Source organism: Citrobacter sp. Cpo040 (assembly GCF_030332915.1).
GTDB classification, from domain to species: Bacteria; Pseudomonadota; Gammaproteobacteria; order Enterobacterales; family Enterobacteriaceae; genus Citrobacter; species Citrobacter portucalensis.
In genome coordinates this window covers 62,552-79,797 of record NZ_JAOWGX010000028.1, presented here as the reverse complement: position 1 = coordinate 79,797, position 17,246 = coordinate 62,552, and the positions used below count along the sequence as shown (strand labels likewise).

Below are 17,246 nucleotides of genomic sequence, written 5' to 3'. Positions count from 1 at the left end.
TTTTAGCGGATGTGACGCCTTCCGCAATTCCCGATCTTTCCCGCCATTTCTTGAAGAATTGACCGTGTTTACGCACTTTGGCGTCAAAAATTTAAGGTGAGGGTGATAACCCTTAATTACTATTCAGCCATGTTCATTTGATCGGGAAGGATGTCATCATGACGGTATTGCATTGCGTGGATTTTTTTCCGACAGGTAAAGCGCCAGTAGCTATTGAACCTCGGCTTCCTCAACCTGCGTTTCCAGAGCATCATCATGATTTTCATGAAATTGTGGTGGTCGAACATGGAACGGGGATCCATGTGTTCAACGGGCAGCCTTACACAATCAGCGGCGGTACGGTGTGTTTCGTTCGCGATCATGACCGGCATTTATATGAACATACTGACAATCTGTGCCTGACCAATGTGTTGTATCGCTCCCCGGATGCGTTTCAATTTCTGGCTGGGCTGAATCAGCTTTTACCTCAGGAACAGAATGGGCAGTATCCCTCCCACTGGCGGGTGAATCAGGGGGTATTGCAGCAGGTTCGACAACTGGTGGGGCAGATGGAAGCGCTCGGTGAGGGGATGGATACACCAACGGCGGCAAATCGCGAGATCCTGTTTATGCAGTTGCTGGTACTGCTGCGTAAAAGCAGCCTGATGGAAGCAGCGACCGATAACGACGCGCGGCTTAACCTCCTGATGGCGTGGCTGGAAGATAACTTTGCCGACGAGGTGTGTTGGGAGGCGCTGGCCGAGAAGTTTTCCCTCTCTTTGCGCACTCTGCATCGCCAGCTCAAACAGCAAACCGGATTGACGCCGCAGCGCTACCTTAACCGCTTGCGGCTGATCAAGGCCCGGCATCTGCTTCGCCACAGTGATGACAGCGTGACAGACATCGCTTATCTCTGCGGATTCGGCGACAGTAACCACTTTTCGACGCTTTTTCGTCGTGAGTTCAAGTGGTCACCACGCGATATTCGTCAGGGGCGCGATCTCGTTGTGGCAAGCCGCCTCCAGTAACGCGAAAGCTATCAACGTTTTTTACCGCCGAATCTCAGATAATCATGTCCCTTAACGCCGGATGGTGGCTACGCCTTATCCGGCCTACGTGTCACGTAATCTGTAGGTCGGATAAGGCGTAGCCGCCATCCGACAGGGAATATTGTGATGGCGAATCATCTGGTCCTTCTGAAATCAGACTTCTTTGCGCATGAGCAGCAGGCTGTGGCCGTGGCTGACCGTTATCCGCAGGATGTCTTTGCTGAGCATACCCACGAGTTTTGCGAGCTGGTCATGGTCTGGCGCGGTAATGGTCTGCATGTCCTTAACGATCGCCCGTACCGGATAACCCGTGGCGATCTGTTTTACATTCGCGCCGAAGATAAACACTCCTACACCTCCGTGAACGACCTGGTGTTGCAAAATATCATCTACTGCCCGGAGCGGTTGACGCTGAATGTTGACTGGCAAGGGGCGATCCCCGGATTTGACGGTACGCCGAGGCAGCCGCACTGGCGACTCGGTAGCGTTGGCATGAGCCAGGTCCGACAGGTGATAAGCCAGCTTGAGCATGAAAGCAATCAACGTGATGCACAGGCTTTTACCATGGCTGAACTGCTGTTCGGGCAGTTGGTGACACACCTTAAGCGGCATCGTTATGCCACGGATACGCTACCGGCGACCTCCAGTGAAACGCTGCTGGATAAACTGATCACCGCGTTAGCCGGTAGCCATGAGCATGCGTTTGAACTGGATACGTTTTGCGAGCGCGAACAATGCAGCGAGCGCGTTTTGTGCCAGCAGTTTCGCAGTCAGACCGGGATGACCATCAACCAGTATCTCCGCCAGGTGCGGGTTTGCCATGCGCAGTATCTGCTCAAACATAGTCGGTTGATGATTAGCGAGATTTCCATGCGCTGCGGCTTTGAGGACAGTAACTACTTTTCGGTGGTATTTACGCGGGAAACCGGGATGACGCCGAGCCAGTGGCGTCATCTCAGTACTCAGCATGCTTAGCTGGCCATTCCCAGACCGACAATGTTTGCCGCGACAATGATCACTACGCAGCCGAGGCTTAACACGCTGACCGGACGACGACCCGCGTTTTTCCACTCTTTCAATACCAGACCGACAATCCCGCCGCACAGAACATAGAAGCTCATGTGCAGCATCCAGCTTACATAGTCATACTGCGCCGGAATACGTGCGTGGCCCCAGGCGTAGAAGAAGAATTGCAGATACCACATCAAGCCACCAAGCGCAGAGAGCAGCACGTTGGTGATAATCAGCGGTTTGGCTAACGAGAAGTCGGCTTTTATCGACAAGTTCTTCACTTTTGCCAGACGAATGAAGCAGAAGCCCAGGTTAACAAGCGCGCCACCGCCCATAATGACCACATAGCTAGGCAGGGCGACATACAGCGGATCGACGCCCAACGCGGCGGCGGCATCGTGCATCGGTTTCGCTGCGTTCATCGCAAAGGACATCCCGGCGGAGAAAATACCGCACATGACGGCCAGAACCAGACCTTTTTTCAGGTTGAAATCTTCCGCTTTGATGCCCATTTTTCGTTCTTTTAACTGACCGGCACGGGTAACAATGCCCACGCCAATCAGCGCGACCAGTACGCCAAGCAGCGTCATGCGGCCACCAGAGGTATTGATCAGTACATCAAAATTGCCGTTGATAATCGGGGTCATCAGCGTGCCGACAATCAGCGTAATACCTATCGCAATCCCGATACCCATCGACATACCGAGATAGCGCATGGTCAGGCCATAGTTGATATTGCCAATCCCCCACATTGCACCAAACAGAAATACCGGCGCCAGTGTGGAGAGGCTGAAGGAGCTGAAGTAGGCCCAGAAATCGGGAAGTAACATGGCGCTGATGGTCCACGGCAGGATTATCCAGGAGACGATCCCGCCAACCGACCACATCGTTTCCCATGACCAATGTTTGACTTGCTTGAACGGGGCATAGAAACAGGCGGCACTGGCTGCCCCTATCAAATGCCAAAAGATACCCATCGTAATCGCGTTACTCATGACTTAATCCTCGTTATTTTTTATCGTCGGTAATGACCCCTCCGACCTAACGAGTTTAAAAATTACGCAGGTGGTTAACCTTTTAACGATTGCCGTCCTTTTGCGCATGTTGGCAATCATCACGTTAAGTGGGTGATTCGGCTCACATCTTTAACAATGGTTTTGATTCATTAAGACCCTGTAAAAAGTACGGCATTGATAATCATTTTCAATATCATTTAATTAACTATAATGACCCAACTGCTTACGCGGCGTTAACACTGGCCGCCCGACAATACTGGAGATGATTATGAGTTATACACTGCCATCCCTGCCGTACGCTTATGATGCCCTTGAACCGCACTTCGATAAGCAGACGATGGAAATTCACCACACCAAACACCACCAGGCTTACGTAAATAACGCCAACGCTGCGCTGGAAAGCCTGCCTGAATTCGCCAGCCTGTCCGTTGAAGAGTTGATCACCAAACTGGATCAACTGCCAGCAGACAAGAAAACCGTACTGCGTAACAACGCGGGCGGTCACGCTAACCACAGCCTGTTCTGGAAAGGCCTGAAAACCGGTACTACGCTGCAGGGCGACCTGAAAGCGGCTATCGAACGTGACTTTGGCTCCGTTGACAACTTCAAAGCTGAATTTGAAAAAGCAGCGGCAACCCGCTTTGGCTCCGGCTGGGCGTGGCTGGTTCTGAAAGGTGACAAACTGGCTGTTGTTTCCACCGCCAACCAGGATTCCCCGCTGATGGGTGAAGCTATCTCTGGCGCTTCCGGTTTCCCAATCGTGGGCCTGGACGTTTGGGAACACGCTTACTACCTGAAATTCCAGAACCGTCGCCCGGACTACATCAAAGAGTTCTGGAACGTCGTGAACTGGGACGAAGCTGCCGCGCGTTTCGCAGCAAAAAAATAAGTTCTACGCTTTAACAAAGCCCTGCAAGCGATGCTTGTGGGGTTTTTTTGTGATCAAACTCAATATAAAAACAATGATCCACTTAAATTGAAACAAGGTTTTATTATGCGAGTGGGATCACTTTTATAGTCTCTATGAATGTCTATCTTCTTTTCATCAAGACGGGCGCATCTCAAAGCAAGATGCAATCGCCCATAAAAATTGCCCCATTTTTATGTCTACAGGTGATGGAAATGCAGATCAAACGTACGATAGAGAAAATCCCAGGCGGTATGATGCTGGTGCCGCTTTTCCTGGGCGCGTTGTGTCACACCTTTTCCCCCGGTGCCGGGAAATATTTCGGCTCTTTTACCAACGGTATGATCACCGGTACGGTGCCTATCCTGGCAGTCTGGTTCTTTTGCATGGGGGCGTCGATCAAGCTAAGCGCCACCGGCACCGTGCTGCGTAAATCAGGTACGTTAGTCATAACCAAGATTCTGGTGGCGTGGGTGGTTGCAGCGATTGCTTCACGCATTTTGCCGGAACATGGTGTAGAGGTCGGATTCTTCGCTGGGTTGTCTACGCTGGCGCTGGTGGCCGCGATGGATATGACCAACGGCGGGCTGTATGCCTCAATTATGCAGCAGTACGGCACCAAAGAAGAGGCCGGGGCGTTTGTCCTGATGTCGCTGGAGTCTGGCCCGCTGATGACCATGGTGATTCTGGGAACCGCCGGGATCGCGTCGTTTGAACCACACGTATTTGTTGGTGCAGTATTGCCGTTCCTGATTGGCTTTGCGCTGGGGAATCTGGACCCTGAACTGCGGGAGTTCTTCAGCAAAGCGGTGCAGACGCTGATCCCGTTCTTTGCCTTCGCATTAGGTAACACCATTGATTTGAGCGTGATTGCGCAGACCGGCGTGCTGGGTATTCTGCTGGGCGTGGCGGTGATTATCATCACTGGTATTCCATTGATTATCGCCGATAAACTGATTGGTGGTGGCGATGGTACGGCGGGGATTGCCGCTTCCAGTTCTGCGGGGGCGGCGGTTGCTACGCCTGTGCTGATTGCTGAAATGGTTCCGGCATTTAAACCGATGGCACCGGCAGCAACTTCCCTGGTCGCCACGTCGGTGATTGTGACCTCCATTCTGGTGCCGATTATCACGTCTATCTGGTCGAAAGGGCCAAAGCAAGGGCGGCAGAAATTGATATTCGTGGCACCGTGAAGTAAGTCTCTTAAGCCGGATGGTCTGCACCATCCGGCTTAATTATTTACCCTTTGACGACAAACACCTCATCGATTGTTCGACACTCACTCTCGTTCAACTCTCCACCGGCATTACGTGACACGCCGGTACAATAGCCAAACTTACGCGATACCACGGTTTTGATGGTGGTGACAAAATCTTCGCCGATAGCATAGATGGACATGTAGGTGCCAATCTGGTCCTGAATATTGCGAAGCGCTGCCAGGTCGCCCTGTTTAAACGCTTCCCGCGCGCTGACAAACAGTTCCGGCATGACGTTGTTCAACCCTGAAATAATCCCCGCGCCACCTGCTAACAGGTTGGGAATGTAGTATTCGTCATAGCCGGACAGCACGGCAAAATCCTCCCGCACGGCGCGGGTGGTCTGAATCATACTGCGGGTATGGGACTGGCAGTCGACGGTGTCTTTAATGCCAGCGAAATTCGGGAACTCGGCGGCGAGGGTGGCTACCAGTTCGGGGGTTAAATCGCAGCCGGTGCGTGCCGGGAAGTTATAAGCAAACCATTTGCCGCTGAGTTTCTGCCCCAACTGACGGAAGTAGCTCAGCAGCTGTTTCGCCGTTTGTCCGTAGTAGTAGGGCGGCAGGATCATCACGGCATCGTAACCTGCGCGATACGCTTCCTGCGCCATCAATAAAACATCATTCTGGCAGGTGGATGAGACGTTGGCGACCATCTTTAGCGAGCTCATTGCGCGGGCCTCGCGGATCAGCAGCAGCCTTTCTTCGAGCGTAAAGGAGGCAAATTCCCCGATGCTGCCCATCAGCAAAATCACGTCGATTTTGGCCTCGGTAAGGCGTTTGAGATGCAGGCTTAGACCGTTGAGATCGATCTTGCCATCATTGTCCATTGGCGTAATGGAAGGACACCAGACGCCAGCAAATTGCGATTGACCAGTCACGTTGTCGACTCCTTATTTGAAATGATGTTTCAAAACTAGATTACATTGATAGCATGTGTCCCTAAGTTTCATGTGAACCGTGCTCTCATTTTGAGCGACTGGGGTAAAATAAATGTGGTGTAATGGGGGAAATTTATCGGGAGAGGGAACAGATGCGATATCCGGTCGATGTTTTTACGGGCAAAGTTCGGGACTACACGGGAAGCCGTCCTAGCGCGATTGCTAAAGTCCAGATTGACGGTGAGCTGATGCTGACCGAACTGGGGCTGACGGGGGATGAACAGGCGGAAACGAAAATTCACGGCGGGCCGGATCGCGCGCTGTGTCACTATCCGCGTGAGCACTACCAGCACTGGAGACAAGCATTTCCGGAGCAGGCGGAGCTATTTGTCGCGCCTGCGTTTGGTGAGAACCTCTCTACTGAGGGGCTAACTGAAGAGAATGTGTATATTGGCGACATTTTCCAGTGGGGAGAGGCGCTGATTCAAGTCACGCAGCCGCGCTCGCCATGCTTTAAGCTGAATTTCCATTTTGGCATCAGCGATATGGCCAGCCAGATGCAGGATGCGGGTAAGACAGGCTGGCTGTGCAGCGTCATCGCGCCTGGTCAGGTGTCAGCAGACGCGCCGTTGATCCTGGCGTCACGCGTGAGCGACGTCAGCGTACAGGAGGCAATTGCTATCGCCTGGCATATGCCGTTTGATGATTCGCAATATCATCGTTTACTGTCGGCTGCCGGGTTATCAAAAAGCTGGACCAGAACGATGCAAAAGCGCCGTTTAAGCGGCAAGATCGAAGACAATTCCCGCCGTTTGTGGGGAAAATAAACCTACCTTCATCTGGCAATTAAATCAGGTGGCGACACCTGATTTACCTCTCCCCCGTGGTTCATCCCCTGCGTACCAAACCGGGCAAAAACCTGACGATCATAGTTTGCTTCAAAGCCATTCTTGATACCTGGCCCACAAAAAGAAACTCTGCGTTGAAAAAAAACTTGAGTATTTCCTGCACTCAAATATCTTAGCTTCAAATTGGTTTAAACCAGATGAGCGAAATGAAAAAGAAAAACAATGTTGATGTGCTCAGGGAGCGCTTTGAAAGCTGGTTAAACGAGAAGAATTTACCAGCGGGGTCCAAATTGCCTTCGGAAAGGGAGTTATGTGAGCTGCTGGATGCAAAGCGTATGACCTTACGTCAGGTTCTGATTGAGCTTGAGATCGATGCGCGTATTTTCCGTAAGAACCGCAGTGGTTGGTTTATTTCGTCGAAGCGATTTATTTATAACCCTAAATCACTTTCCAGCTTCAATGCTGAAGCCTGTGCTCAGGGACGTAAGCCTTTTTGGGATTATTTAACCAAAGAAACCATTGATACAGTCCCACACCATGTTGAGGATGTTTTTCTCTCTTCGGGCGATCGTTATTTAGTTACCGGTTGGTGCGGTCTTGATTCACATAAAGTGTTTTACCATGAATCCTATATTGATGCCGATGTTGCGCCAGGATTCATTAATAAATTGGGCAATCAGTCTTTTGCCAGCGTCTGGGAAGATGCATTTGGCCATGTTTTAAATATCAAAGAAATGATTTTTAAACCGGTCAATATGCCAGAAGTGGCCTGCAAAGAGCTGGGTGTTGCGCCTAATACGTATGGAATTTTAGTAGAAAAACATCGGGCTACCCGAGATAAAAAAGTGGTTCAGGTTGATTTCGAATACTGGCGACTTGAATCAGTGGAACTTGTTATTCGCGATGAATGAGAAAAATAATGGGAAAATGTAACCAAGCACTTCTTGCGGAACGCGCGAGAAATATACCGCTGTACCTACATGCTTATGCTTTTCATCTGAATATGCGCTACGAGAGAGTCCTGCCGGGGGATCTTCTGGATATTGCGCATCAGCAAAAATTGAAGGGTGTAAAAATACATGTTGAGGATGGTGAGTCCCAATCACTGCAGAAACTGAACGATCAGCAGCTACACGATTTTAAAGAGAAGGCCAAAAAATATAATCTGGATGTGCATATCGAAACGAGCGCATCGGATAAGGCGACATTGACGGATGCCATCCGTATTGCTGTTGCTACTGGTGCAACTTCAGTGCGTTTCTACCCGCGTTATGAAGGGCATCTCAACGATGTTATGGCGAAGATTGCCAATGATATTGCGTGGCTGTCTCAGTATGACGATTGCGGACTAAGCTTTACTATCGAACAGCATGAAGATCTGCAAGGCCATGAGCTGGTGACGCTGGTTAACAATAGCGGGATGAAAAATCTCTCTATTCTGTTTGATTTTGGCAACATGATTAATGCCAATGAGCAGCCGCTTTCTGCGTTAGAGGTTATGTCTCCTCTGATCACTCAGGTGCATATCAAAGACGCAAAAATTATTAAAGAAGGTAAAGGCTGGGGGCATGAGGCTTGTCGTTCAGGACACGGCGATTTACCCATGGAAGAAATGCTTAAGGCATTATTACTTTTAGGTGAAGTTAAACCGCAAGTACATGCTTTTGGCCTGGAAGAAGAAGTTGAATATTATGCCCCTGCATTTCGCTTCGACGATGAGGGTGATAATCCATGGATCCCATGGCGCGATGCAAGTTATACGCCGCTGCCTGACAGTAACATGATTGATGCGCGACTGGCGCAGGAAAAAGAACATGCTCTTGCCCAAATAAAATACATTCGTGATATATGTGACAAGTTTATAGGCAATTAATTAGTTTTCTTAAAATATTATTAAATGCGGAAAGGATTATGAAAATAATCCCTTGGCTTTATTAATTATACAATTTAATTTAGATATTTCTCTCAACAAGCAATGAGGGTTTAATCATGTTCATGAATAAATGGGCAAGGCTCTGTTTTTTGATTTTAGGCGGCGGCACGATATTCAAGCTTTCAAGTATGAAAGATGTTTTCTATGTGCCAATGCAGAATGACTGGGGTTTAACTAATACGCAAATTGGGTTGAGCTTTACGGTTTATACGATTGTTCAGACAACCGGACTTTTTCTTTCTCTCTATATCGCAGATCGTTACTCCAAGAAAATATTATTACCGTTCGGTCTGATTGGCGTTGGGTTATGTGGCTTATATCTGGCAACGCTACCGTCATTTACTGGTTATCTCATTTGCTTTGCCGCGATGGCTTTCTTTGCCGATGTGGTTTATTGGCCGGTATTGCTGAAAGCCGTTCGTTTGCTGGGAACGAAAGAAGAACAAGGACGCATGTTCGGCTTTTTAGAAGCCGGACGTGGCGTGGTGGATGTTATCGTTGCATCTGGCGCTCTGTTTGTCTTCGTCCAGTTTGGTGAAGGTAAAGCGGGGATGCAGGCGGGCCTGTTGTTCTATACGGTAATTACGCTTGTGGCAGGTATTGTGACGTACTTTATTGTCGATGATGACAAAGTGAAAGGCGGCGAGAAAACCAGTGCCAACATGGAAGTGTTAAAGGGTATCAAACATGTTTTGTCCTGCCCTAATGTTTGGCTGGCTTCTTTAGGTATTTTCTTCGTTTATGCCGCGTACTGTGGACTGACTTACTTTATCCCGTTCTTAAAAGATATCTATATGCTGCCGGTAGCTCTCGTCGGTGCGTACGGCATCATCAACCAGTATGCGTTAAAAATGGTAGGTGGGCCGATTGGCGGAATGTTGGCAGATAAAGTTGCTAAATCACCGACAGTGTATCTGAAGTGGACGTTCCTGATCTCTGCTGTGGCGATGCTTGTGTTCATGCAGTTACCGCATCAAACAATGAACGTGTATATCGGTATGGCGGCGACATTAGGGTTCGGAGCGATTATCTTCTCACAGCGCGCCATTTTCTTCGCGCCGATGGATGAGATCGGTACCCCACGTGAGTATGCGGGCTCGGCAATGGCATTTGGTTGCATCATCGGTTATATGCCAGCGATGTTTGCGTACACGTTGTACGGCTATTTGCTGGATACCAATAGCGGCATCACTGGCTACAACTATGTCTTTAGCGTGATGATTGCGTTCAGTTTAATGGGCTTTATCTGTTCGACAATTCTGGTGAAGCGGATTAAAAAGCAAAAGCTAGCGGCTGCGGCTGCGGCGGCATAACGTGAATACTTCCCCGGTAATCATGTCGTACCGGGGAAGCCTGTTAAGCGCGTTTATACAGCGGTAACCAAATCACCAGCCGTAAGCCACCCAGCGGGCTGTCTTCGGCCTTCACCCAGCCACGATGCTGCTGAATTGCGGTTTCAACAATCGCCAGACCCAGACCTGTTCCGCCAGACTCGCGATCGCGCGCCTCATCGGTACGATAGAACGGACGGAAAATCTGTTCTCTGTCTTCAGGGCTAACGCCTGGGCCATCGTCGTCCACGGTGATGGTAATCCCGTCGATATCCACCGCGAAGCCAACTTCAATCTTCGTATGTGAATAGCGCAGGGCATTGCGCACAATGTTTTCCAGCGCACTTTCCAACGCATTTGGGTTACCGTACAGCGGCCACGGACCCGGCGGGAAATTCACCGTGAGTGATTTACCCATCTGCTCAGCTTCAAAGGCGGCGTTATCCAACACTTCACCCCAAAGCTGATTAGCTTTCACTGTTTCGCTGACCAGCGCGTTTTTCTGCTGATTACGTGACATCACCAGCAGGTCGTTGATCATGCTGTCCAGTCGGTGAGCTTCTGTTTCAATGCGCTCCAGCTCTTTGCTCTCACCGCTACGACGGCGCAGCAGAGCGGTGCCCAGTTGCAGACGCGTTAGCGGTGTTCTCAGCTCGTGAGAGATGTCCGACAGCAGGCGTTGCTGTGTGGTCATCATCCGTTCCAATGCCGTCACCATCTGGTTAAAGCTTGCGCCTGCCGCCAGGAACTCCTGCGGACCGGCTTCCAGCTCAGGATGTTGACGTAGGTTACCCTGAGCTACTTCATCCGCCGCGTTTTTCAACTTACGCGCCGGTTTCGCCAGACTCCAGGCAAGCCAAAGCAATAGCGGTGAGCTGACTAACATGGTGACGATCAGCAACAACAGCGGTCGGTCGAACAGCAGGTTGATAAAGTCAGATTGTGAGCTGCTGGCAGGTCGTATGAGATACAACTGGTAGTTATCTTCACCGTCTCTGACGGAGAAAGGCCCGACCATCTCAACGCGACCGTATTTTTTCTTTTGCGGATGGTCGGCGTTATCGGCCTGACCAATAAAGTTACGAATGATCTGCATTTCGTTGCGTTCTGCGCCGATCACGCGTCCTTCCGTCGTAACAAGTAATAGCCGCTGTCCTGGCGGCGCCCACTTGTCTATCGCCCGAAACAAGCGACGCCACCACATCAAATCGTTGGGTGGATCGTTCGCCAGTTCAGCTTCAACGTGTTGCTCAATCATTAACCCCTGGCGCTGCTCGCTGTCCAGTAGCTCGGTCATCTGGCGTGAGTCGAGCTTGGGTAACATCAGTACCAACATCAACACCAGTGCCAGCGTCAACCAGAAGATGGCAAAGATGCGTGCGGTTAAGCTCCCTATCATGAAGCGGAGACCATCAGGTAGCCGCGACCACGCAGGGTTTTAAACCACGGGTGTCCGTCTTTACGCTCTGGCAGCTTACGACGCAGGTTCGAGATATGCATGTCGATCGCGCGATCGAAAGGCGTCAGGCGTTTGCCCAGCACTTCCTGGCTCAGGTGCTCACGCGAAACCACCTGACCGAGATGCTGAGCCAGCAAATAGAGCAGGGTGAATTCGGTGCCGGTTAACTCCAGAATTTGCCCGTCAAAGCTGGCTTCCTGGCGACCCGGATTAAGGCTTAACGCATCTACTTCCAGCGTCGGCGAGCCGTTATCGCTGTTCTGCTGCTGTTCGCTCCAGTGTGAGCGACGCAGAATAGCGCGGATGCGCGCGACCAGTTCACGGTCGTTAAACGGTTTGGGTAAATAGTCGTCCGCGCCCAGCTCAAGGCCAAGTACGCGATCCAATTCGCTGCCGCGAGCGGTCAGCATGATTACGGGTGTCTGGTGTGTCTGACGAAGTGCTTTCAGCGTATCGATGCCGTTTTTCTTTGGCATCATGACGTCGAGCAAAAGTAAATCGATGCTGTCATCCAGAAGCTCAAGCGCCTGTTCCCCATCATGGGCAACCAGCACATCGAAACCTTCCATTTCGAGCAACTCCTTTAACAGGGAAGTCAGCTCTCGGTCATCATCAACTAACAGGATTTTATTCATTGTTTACGTACCTCCGAGGCAGAAATTACGTCATCAGGCGTCGCTAATCTATGACTTTACGTTGTTTTACACCCCCTGACGCATGTTTGCAGCCCGAATCGTAAACTGTCTCTCGTTGAATCGCGACAGAAAAGATTTTGGGAGCAAGTGATGGGCAAAGTTACCGCTGCCGTCATGGCCTCAACGCTGGCACTCAGTACATTTAGCCATGCAGCTGAAGTCGTCACAGGCGATCACTGGCACCTGGGTGAAGGCTCATCGCAACGCAGCGTTCAGAGCCACATGTTTGACGGTATCAGTTTAACCGAACATCAACGTCAACAGATGCGAGATTTAATGCAGCAGGCAAGACACGAACAGCCTCCTGTTAATGTTAGCGAAATGGAGACAATGCATCGCCTTGTCACCGCAGAGAAATTTGATGAAAGCGCAGTGCGCGCTCAGGCAGAAAGAATGGCGCAAGAACAGGTTGCCCGCCAGGTTGAAATAGCCAGGATCCGCAACCAGATGTATCGCCTGTTAACGCCAGAGCAGCAAGCGGTTTTAAATGAGAAACATGAACAACGAATGGAGCAACTGCGCGATGTAGCGCACTGGAAAAAAAGCTCATCGTTGAATTTATTGAGTAGTAGCAACTCACGTTCCCAGTAGTAACCCTGTTTTCCTTGCCATAGACACCATCCCTGTCTTCCCCCACATGATGTGGGGGTTTTTTTTGCCCAAAATTTGTCCCTCGGTTATTGCCTGACTGTTTTACTTCATCCGTTATACTAGCGGCATATCCTGGCAGGAGTGTTTATGAATCAAACCTATGGGCGGCTGGTGAGCAGGGCGGCAATCGCGGCGACCGTGATGGCATCGCTGTTACTTTTGATCAAAATTTTCGCGTGGTGGTACACCGGATCGGTCAGTATTCTGGCTGCACTGGTGGATTCTCTGGTGGACATCGCGGCGTCGTTAACCAACCTGTTGGTGGTGCGCTATTCGCTGCAACCGGCCGATGATGAGCATACGTTCGGACACGGAAAAGCGGAATCGCTGGCGGCGTTGGCGCAAAGCATGTTTATTTCTGGTTCGGCGCTGTTTTTATTCCTGACCGGGATTCAGCATCTCATCCAACCCACGCCGATGAAAGATCCTGGCGTCGGGGTGGTTGTCACCATCATTGCGTTAGTGTGTACAATCATTCTGGTCTCGTTTCAGCGCTGGGTAGTGAAGCGCACGCAAAGTCAGGCCGTTCGGGCAGATATGCTTCATTATCAGTCTGATGTTATGATGAACGGTGCGATTCTCATTGCGCTCGGGCTGGCATGGTATGGCTGGCATCGTGCAGATGCCTTGTTTGCGCTCGGGATTGGCATCTATATTTTATATAGCGCATTACGCATGGGGTATGAGGCAGTGCAATCTTTGCTGGATCGCGCTTTACCCGATGAGGAACGTCAGGAAATTATTGATATTGTGACGTCATGGCCTGGAGTCAGCGGCGCTCACGATCTTCGCACGCGGCAGTCAGGGCCGACCCGCTTTATTCAGATTCATTTGGAAATGGAAGATAATCTGCCGCTCGTTCAGGCGCATTTAGTGGCTGAACAGGTTGAGCAGGCAATTTTACGGCGTTTCCCGGGATCGGATGTCATCATTCATCAGGATCCCTGTTCAGTCGTACCCAAGGAAGGCAAGATGTTTGAGCTTTCATAATTCGTTGTAAAAAAAGTGAACCGGGCCAGCATTTTGTGTATAAATTACCACCATTTGGCCTGACCTGAATCAATTCAGCAGGAAGTGATTGTTATACTATCTGCATATTCGTTGGATCGTTTCGATATGCGGAATCGACTTCCGGCAGCAGATTTCATTTTGCATTCCAAAGTTCAGAGGTAGTCATGATTAAGAAAATCGGTGTGTTGACAAGCGGCGGTGATGCGCCGGGCATGAACGCAGCAATCCGTGGTGTTGTACGTGCAGCGTTGACGGAAGGGCTGGAAGTCATGGGGATCCATGATGGCTACCTGGGTTTGTATGAAGACCGTATGGTCCAGCTTGACCGCTACAGCGTGTCCGACATGATCAACCGTGGCGGTACTTTCCTCGGTTCTGCTCGCTTCCCGGAATTCCGTGATGAAAACGTACGTGCGGTGGCGATCGAAAACCTGAAGAAGCGTGGCATCGACGCCCTGGTTGTTATCGGGGGTGACGGTTCTTACATGGGTGCAAAACGCCTGACCGAAATGGGCTTCCCATGCATCGGTCTGCCGGGCACTATCGATAACGATATCAAAGGTACCGACTACACCATCGGTTACTTCACCGCTCTGGGTACCGTTGTCGAAGCGATTGACCGCCTGCGTGATACATCTTCTTCTCACCAGCGCATTTCCATCGTCGAAGTGATGGGCCGCTACTGTGGTGACCTGACCCTGGCGGCTGCAATTGCCGGTGGTTGTGAGTTCGTGGTGGTTCCGGAAGTGGAATTCAGCCGTGACGATTTGGTTACTGAAATCAAAGCGGGCATCGCGAAAGGTAAAAAACACGCAATCGTAGCGATCACTGAACACATGTGTGACGTTGACGAACTGGCGCATTACATTGAGAAAGAAACGGGTCGTGAAACGCGTGCAACCGTACTGGGTCACATTCAGCGTGGTGGTTCCCCGGTTCCTTACGACCGTATCCTGGCATCCCGTATGGGCGCCTATGCCATTGAACTTCTGCTGGAAGGTCACGGCGGTCGCTGCGTAGGTATTCAGAACGAGCAGCTGGTTCACCACGACATCATCGACGCTATCGAAAACATGAAGCGTCCGTTCAAAGGTGACTGGCTGGACTGCGCGAAAAAACTGTACTAATTGCAATTGCCGGATGGCGGCTTGCGCCTTATCCGGCCTACATGATGCAAATCGTAGGCCTGATAAGCGTAGCGCCATCAGGCAAAAACTCGACTCCATATATTCCCCCAAGTTATAGCAAATCTTTTTTTATTCTTTAATGTTTGGATTCCTTTCTGGCACGCTTTGCTCATCACAACACTACCTAAGAGAGCTGGGCGATGAACAAATGGGGCGTAGGGTTAACATTATTGCTGGCATCGACCAGCGTTCTGGCAAAGGATATTCAGTTACTTAACGTATCGTACGATCCAACGCGTGAATTGTACGAGCAGTACAATAAGGCCTTCAGCGCGCACTGGAAGCAGGAAACGGGCGACAACGTTGTGATCCGCCAGTCGCATGGCGGTTCGGGTAAACAGGCGACTTCCGTCATCAACGGCATTGAAGCCGATGTTGTGACGCTGGCACTTGCTTACGACGTGGATGCCATTGCTGAACGTGGCCGTATCGATAAAAACTGGATTAAACGCCTGCCGGATAATTCTGCGCCTTACACCTCCACCATCGTGTTCCTGGTCCGCAAAGGCAATCCCAAACAAATTCATGACTGGAACGATTTAATCAAACCGGGCGTGTCGGTCATTACGCCAAACCCGAAAAGCTCCGGCGGAGCTCGCTGGAACTATCTGGCGGCATGGGGCTATGCCCTGCACCACAACAACAACGATCAGGCCAAGGCACAAGACTTTGTGAAGGCCCTGTATAAAAACGTTGAGGTACTCGATTCTGGCGCACGTGGCTCAACCAATACCTTCGTTGAACGTGGTATCGGTGATGTGCTGATTGCCTGGGAAAACGAAGCGCTGTTGGCAACGAACGAGCTGGGCAAAGATAAATTCGAGATAGTGACCCCGAGTGAATCTATCCTCGCGGAGCCGACCGTATCCGTGGTTGATAAAGTGGTGGAAAAGAAAGATACCAAAGCGGTGGCGGAAGCTTACCTGAAGTATCTCTACTCGCCGGAAGGTCAGGAGATAGCAGCGAAAAACTTCTACCGTCCACGTGATGCAGAAGTCGCTAAGAAATACGAAAACGCATTTCCGAAGCTGAAGCTGTTCACTATCGACGAAGAGTTTGGCGGCTGGACGAAAGCGCAGAAAGAGCACTTCTCTAACGGCGGTACGTTCGACCAAATCAGTAAACGATAAATAAGTCTGTGATTTACCGACCCGGTGGCCTAACGCGACCGGGTTTTTTATTTGTCATGGTTTTGCGTTACTCTTGCCCTTCAATGGGATACAGGAAACGCGTAATGAAAAAAGCAGGCTATCTTTTACTGGCGGTGATTGTGGTCGCCGCCGCTGCAGGTATCGGGTACTGGAAATTCACCGGCAACCCGGACGCGTTACGCCAGATTGTTCTTCAGCAATGCTTGCCGCACCAGTTGCAGCAGCAGGACCCCGCCCCATGCGCTGAAGTAAAGCCGGATGCCGGATATGTGGTGTTCAAAGACCGTAACGGCCCACTGCAATATCTGTTGATGCCTACCTGGCGGATCAACGGTACGGAAAGTCCGCTGTTGTTGAAATCAGGCACACCGAACTTTTTCTGGCTGGCCTGGCAGGCGCGTAGCTTTATGAGCCAAAAATACGGCCAGGAAATCCCTGACAAAGCAGTCTCTCTGACCATTAACTCGCGTAGCGGGCGTACGCAAAATCACCTGCATATTCATATCTCCTGCCTGCGAACCGATGTCAGAAAGCTGCTGGATGACAACCTGGCGAAAATCAGCACCCGCTGGTTGCCTTTGCCGGGTGGGCTGCGCGGTCATGAATATCTGGCGCGTCGCGTCACGGAAAATGAACTGGCACAACGCAGCCCGTTTATGATGCTGGCGGAAGAGGTGCCGGATGCGCGTGAGCATATGGGCAGCTATGCGTTGGCGATGGTGCGCCAGAGCGACGAATCCTTTGTCCTGCTGGCTACTCAGCGCAATCTGCTGGCTCTGAATCTCGCCTCCGCTGAGGAAATTCAGGATCATCAATGTGATATTCTGCGTTAACCCCACCTAATCTGGCGTTTACTCCGCATGCCTGTCCCCGTATTCTTGT

General features: G+C 50.8%; 16 protein-coding genes and 1 pseudogene. 13 read left to right on the top strand and 4 right to left on the bottom strand.

Annotation, left to right across the window (positions count from 1 at the left end):
* Positions 1-158 precede the first annotated feature (158 nt).
* Both rhaS and rhaR read left to right on the top strand, forming a co-directional pair.
* Positions 159-1,007, top strand: a complete 849-nt coding sequence (gene rhaS / locus OGX86_RS01495) for an HTH-type transcriptional activator RhaS (RefSeq protein ID WP_008787013.1) — start codon at positions 159-161, stop codon at positions 1,005-1,007.
* 147 nt (positions 1,008-1,154) lie between these two features.
* Positions 1,155-2,003, top strand: a complete 849-nt coding sequence (rhaR, locus tag OGX86_RS01490; protein WP_286639101.1) for an HTH-type transcriptional activator RhaR — start codon at positions 1,155-1,157, stop codon at positions 2,001-2,003.
* Here the strand turns inward: rhaR and rhaT are convergent.
* Entirely contained in the window at positions 2,000-3,034 is a 1,035-nt protein-coding gene (gene rhaT / locus OGX86_RS01485; RefSeq protein WP_003825242.1) for an L-rhamnose/proton symporter RhaT, read from the bottom strand. The two genes, rhaR and rhaT, sit on opposite strands and share 4 nt — an antisense overlap.
* A 289-nt stretch (positions 3,035-3,323) precedes the next feature.
* Between rhaT and sodA the strand changes: the two genes are divergently transcribed.
* Both sodA and kdgT read left to right on the top strand, forming a co-directional pair.
* On the top strand, positions 3,324-3,944 hold the full coding sequence (sodA, locus tag OGX86_RS01480) for a superoxide dismutase [Mn] (protein WP_003825239.1): 621 nt from the start codon (positions 3,324-3,326) through the stop codon (positions 3,942-3,944).
* 233 nt (positions 3,945-4,177) lie between these two features.
* A pseudogene (gene kdgT, locus OGX86_RS01475) lies at positions 4,178-5,160 on the top strand (2-keto-3-deoxygluconate transporter).
* A 41-nt stretch (positions 5,161-5,201) separates the two neighbouring features.
* Here the strand turns inward: kdgT and OGX86_RS01470 are convergent.
* Complete coding sequence (locus OGX86_RS01470) at positions 5,202-6,098, bottom strand: dihydrodipicolinate synthase family protein (RefSeq protein ID WP_168978997.1); 897 nt, start codon at positions 6,096-6,098, stop codon at positions 5,202-5,204.
* A gap of 152 nt (positions 6,099-6,250) precedes the next feature.
* On the opposite strand from OGX86_RS01470, the gene yiiM reads away from it, so the two are divergent.
* From yiiM to OGX86_RS01450, 4 genes are all read left to right on the top strand, one after another.
* Positions 6,251-6,925, top strand: a complete 675-nt coding sequence (gene yiiM, locus OGX86_RS01465) for a 6-hydroxyaminopurine reductase (RefSeq protein ID WP_128317275.1) — start codon at positions 6,251-6,253, stop codon at positions 6,923-6,925.
* A 227-nt stretch (positions 6,926-7,152) separates the two neighbouring features.
* Entirely contained in the window at positions 7,153-7,857 is a 705-nt protein-coding gene (locus OGX86_RS01460) for a GntR family transcriptional regulator (protein WP_048227706.1), read from the top strand.
* 8 nt (positions 7,858-7,865) lie between these two features.
* On the top strand, positions 7,866-8,819 hold the full coding sequence (locus OGX86_RS01455) for a sugar phosphate isomerase/epimerase family protein (RefSeq protein WP_168978998.1): 954 nt from the start codon (positions 7,866-7,868) through the stop codon (positions 8,817-8,819).
* A 122-nt stretch (positions 8,820-8,941) separates the two neighbouring features.
* Positions 8,942-10,192, top strand: coding sequence for an MFS transporter (locus OGX86_RS01450; RefSeq protein ID WP_095533158.1), 1,251 nt, complete (start codon positions 8,942-8,944; stop codon positions 10,190-10,192).
* A 43-nt stretch (positions 10,193-10,235) separates the two neighbouring features.
* On the opposite strand, the gene cpxA is transcribed toward OGX86_RS01450, so the two are convergent.
* Together cpxA and cpxR are read right to left on the bottom strand one after the other, a co-directional pair.
* The gene (cpxA, locus tag OGX86_RS01445) at positions 10,236-11,609 is read right to left on the bottom strand and encodes an envelope stress sensor histidine kinase CpxA (protein WP_003028758.1); all 1,374 of its coding nucleotides are present in this window, start codon (positions 11,607-11,609) and stop codon (positions 10,236-10,238) included.
* A complete protein-coding gene (gene cpxR, locus OGX86_RS01440) occupies positions 11,606-12,304 on the bottom strand; it encodes an envelope stress response regulator transcription factor CpxR (protein ID WP_286639095.1) in 699 nt (232 codons plus the stop codon). Before cpxR ends, cpxA begins: the two co-directional genes overlap by 4 nt.
* Positions 12,305-12,454: 150 nt before the next feature.
* On the opposite strand from cpxR, the gene cpxP reads away from it, so the two are divergent.
* The 5 genes from cpxP (at position 12,455) to OGX86_RS01415 (ending at position 17,197) form a co-directional block, all read left to right on the top strand.
* Positions 12,455-12,955 (top strand): cell-envelope stress modulator CpxP, encoded by a 501-nt coding sequence (gene cpxP / locus OGX86_RS01435; protein ID WP_008787022.1) that lies wholly within the window; start codon positions 12,455-12,457, stop codon positions 12,953-12,955.
* Positions 12,956-13,102: 147 nt separating this feature from the next.
* Positions 13,103-14,005, top strand: a complete 903-nt coding sequence (gene fieF, locus OGX86_RS01430; protein WP_003825216.1) for a CDF family cation-efflux transporter FieF — start codon at positions 13,103-13,105, stop codon at positions 14,003-14,005.
* A 185-nt stretch (positions 14,006-14,190) separates the two neighbouring features.
* A complete protein-coding gene (pfkA, locus tag OGX86_RS01425; RefSeq protein WP_003825214.1) occupies positions 14,191-15,153 on the top strand; it encodes a 6-phosphofructokinase in 963 nt (320 codons plus the stop codon).
* Between the two features lie 200 nt (positions 15,154-15,353).
* Positions 15,354-16,343, top strand: a complete 990-nt coding sequence (gene sbp / locus OGX86_RS01420; protein WP_032945592.1) for a sulfate/thiosulfate ABC transporter substrate-binding protein Sbp — start codon at positions 15,354-15,356, stop codon at positions 16,341-16,343.
* Positions 16,344-16,447: 104 nt separating this feature from the next.
* Positions 16,448-17,197, top strand: coding sequence for a CDP-diacylglycerol diphosphatase (locus OGX86_RS01415; RefSeq protein ID WP_286639092.1), 750 nt, complete (start codon positions 16,448-16,450; stop codon positions 17,195-17,197).
* The last annotated feature ends 49 nt before the right edge of the window (positions 17,198-17,246 follow it).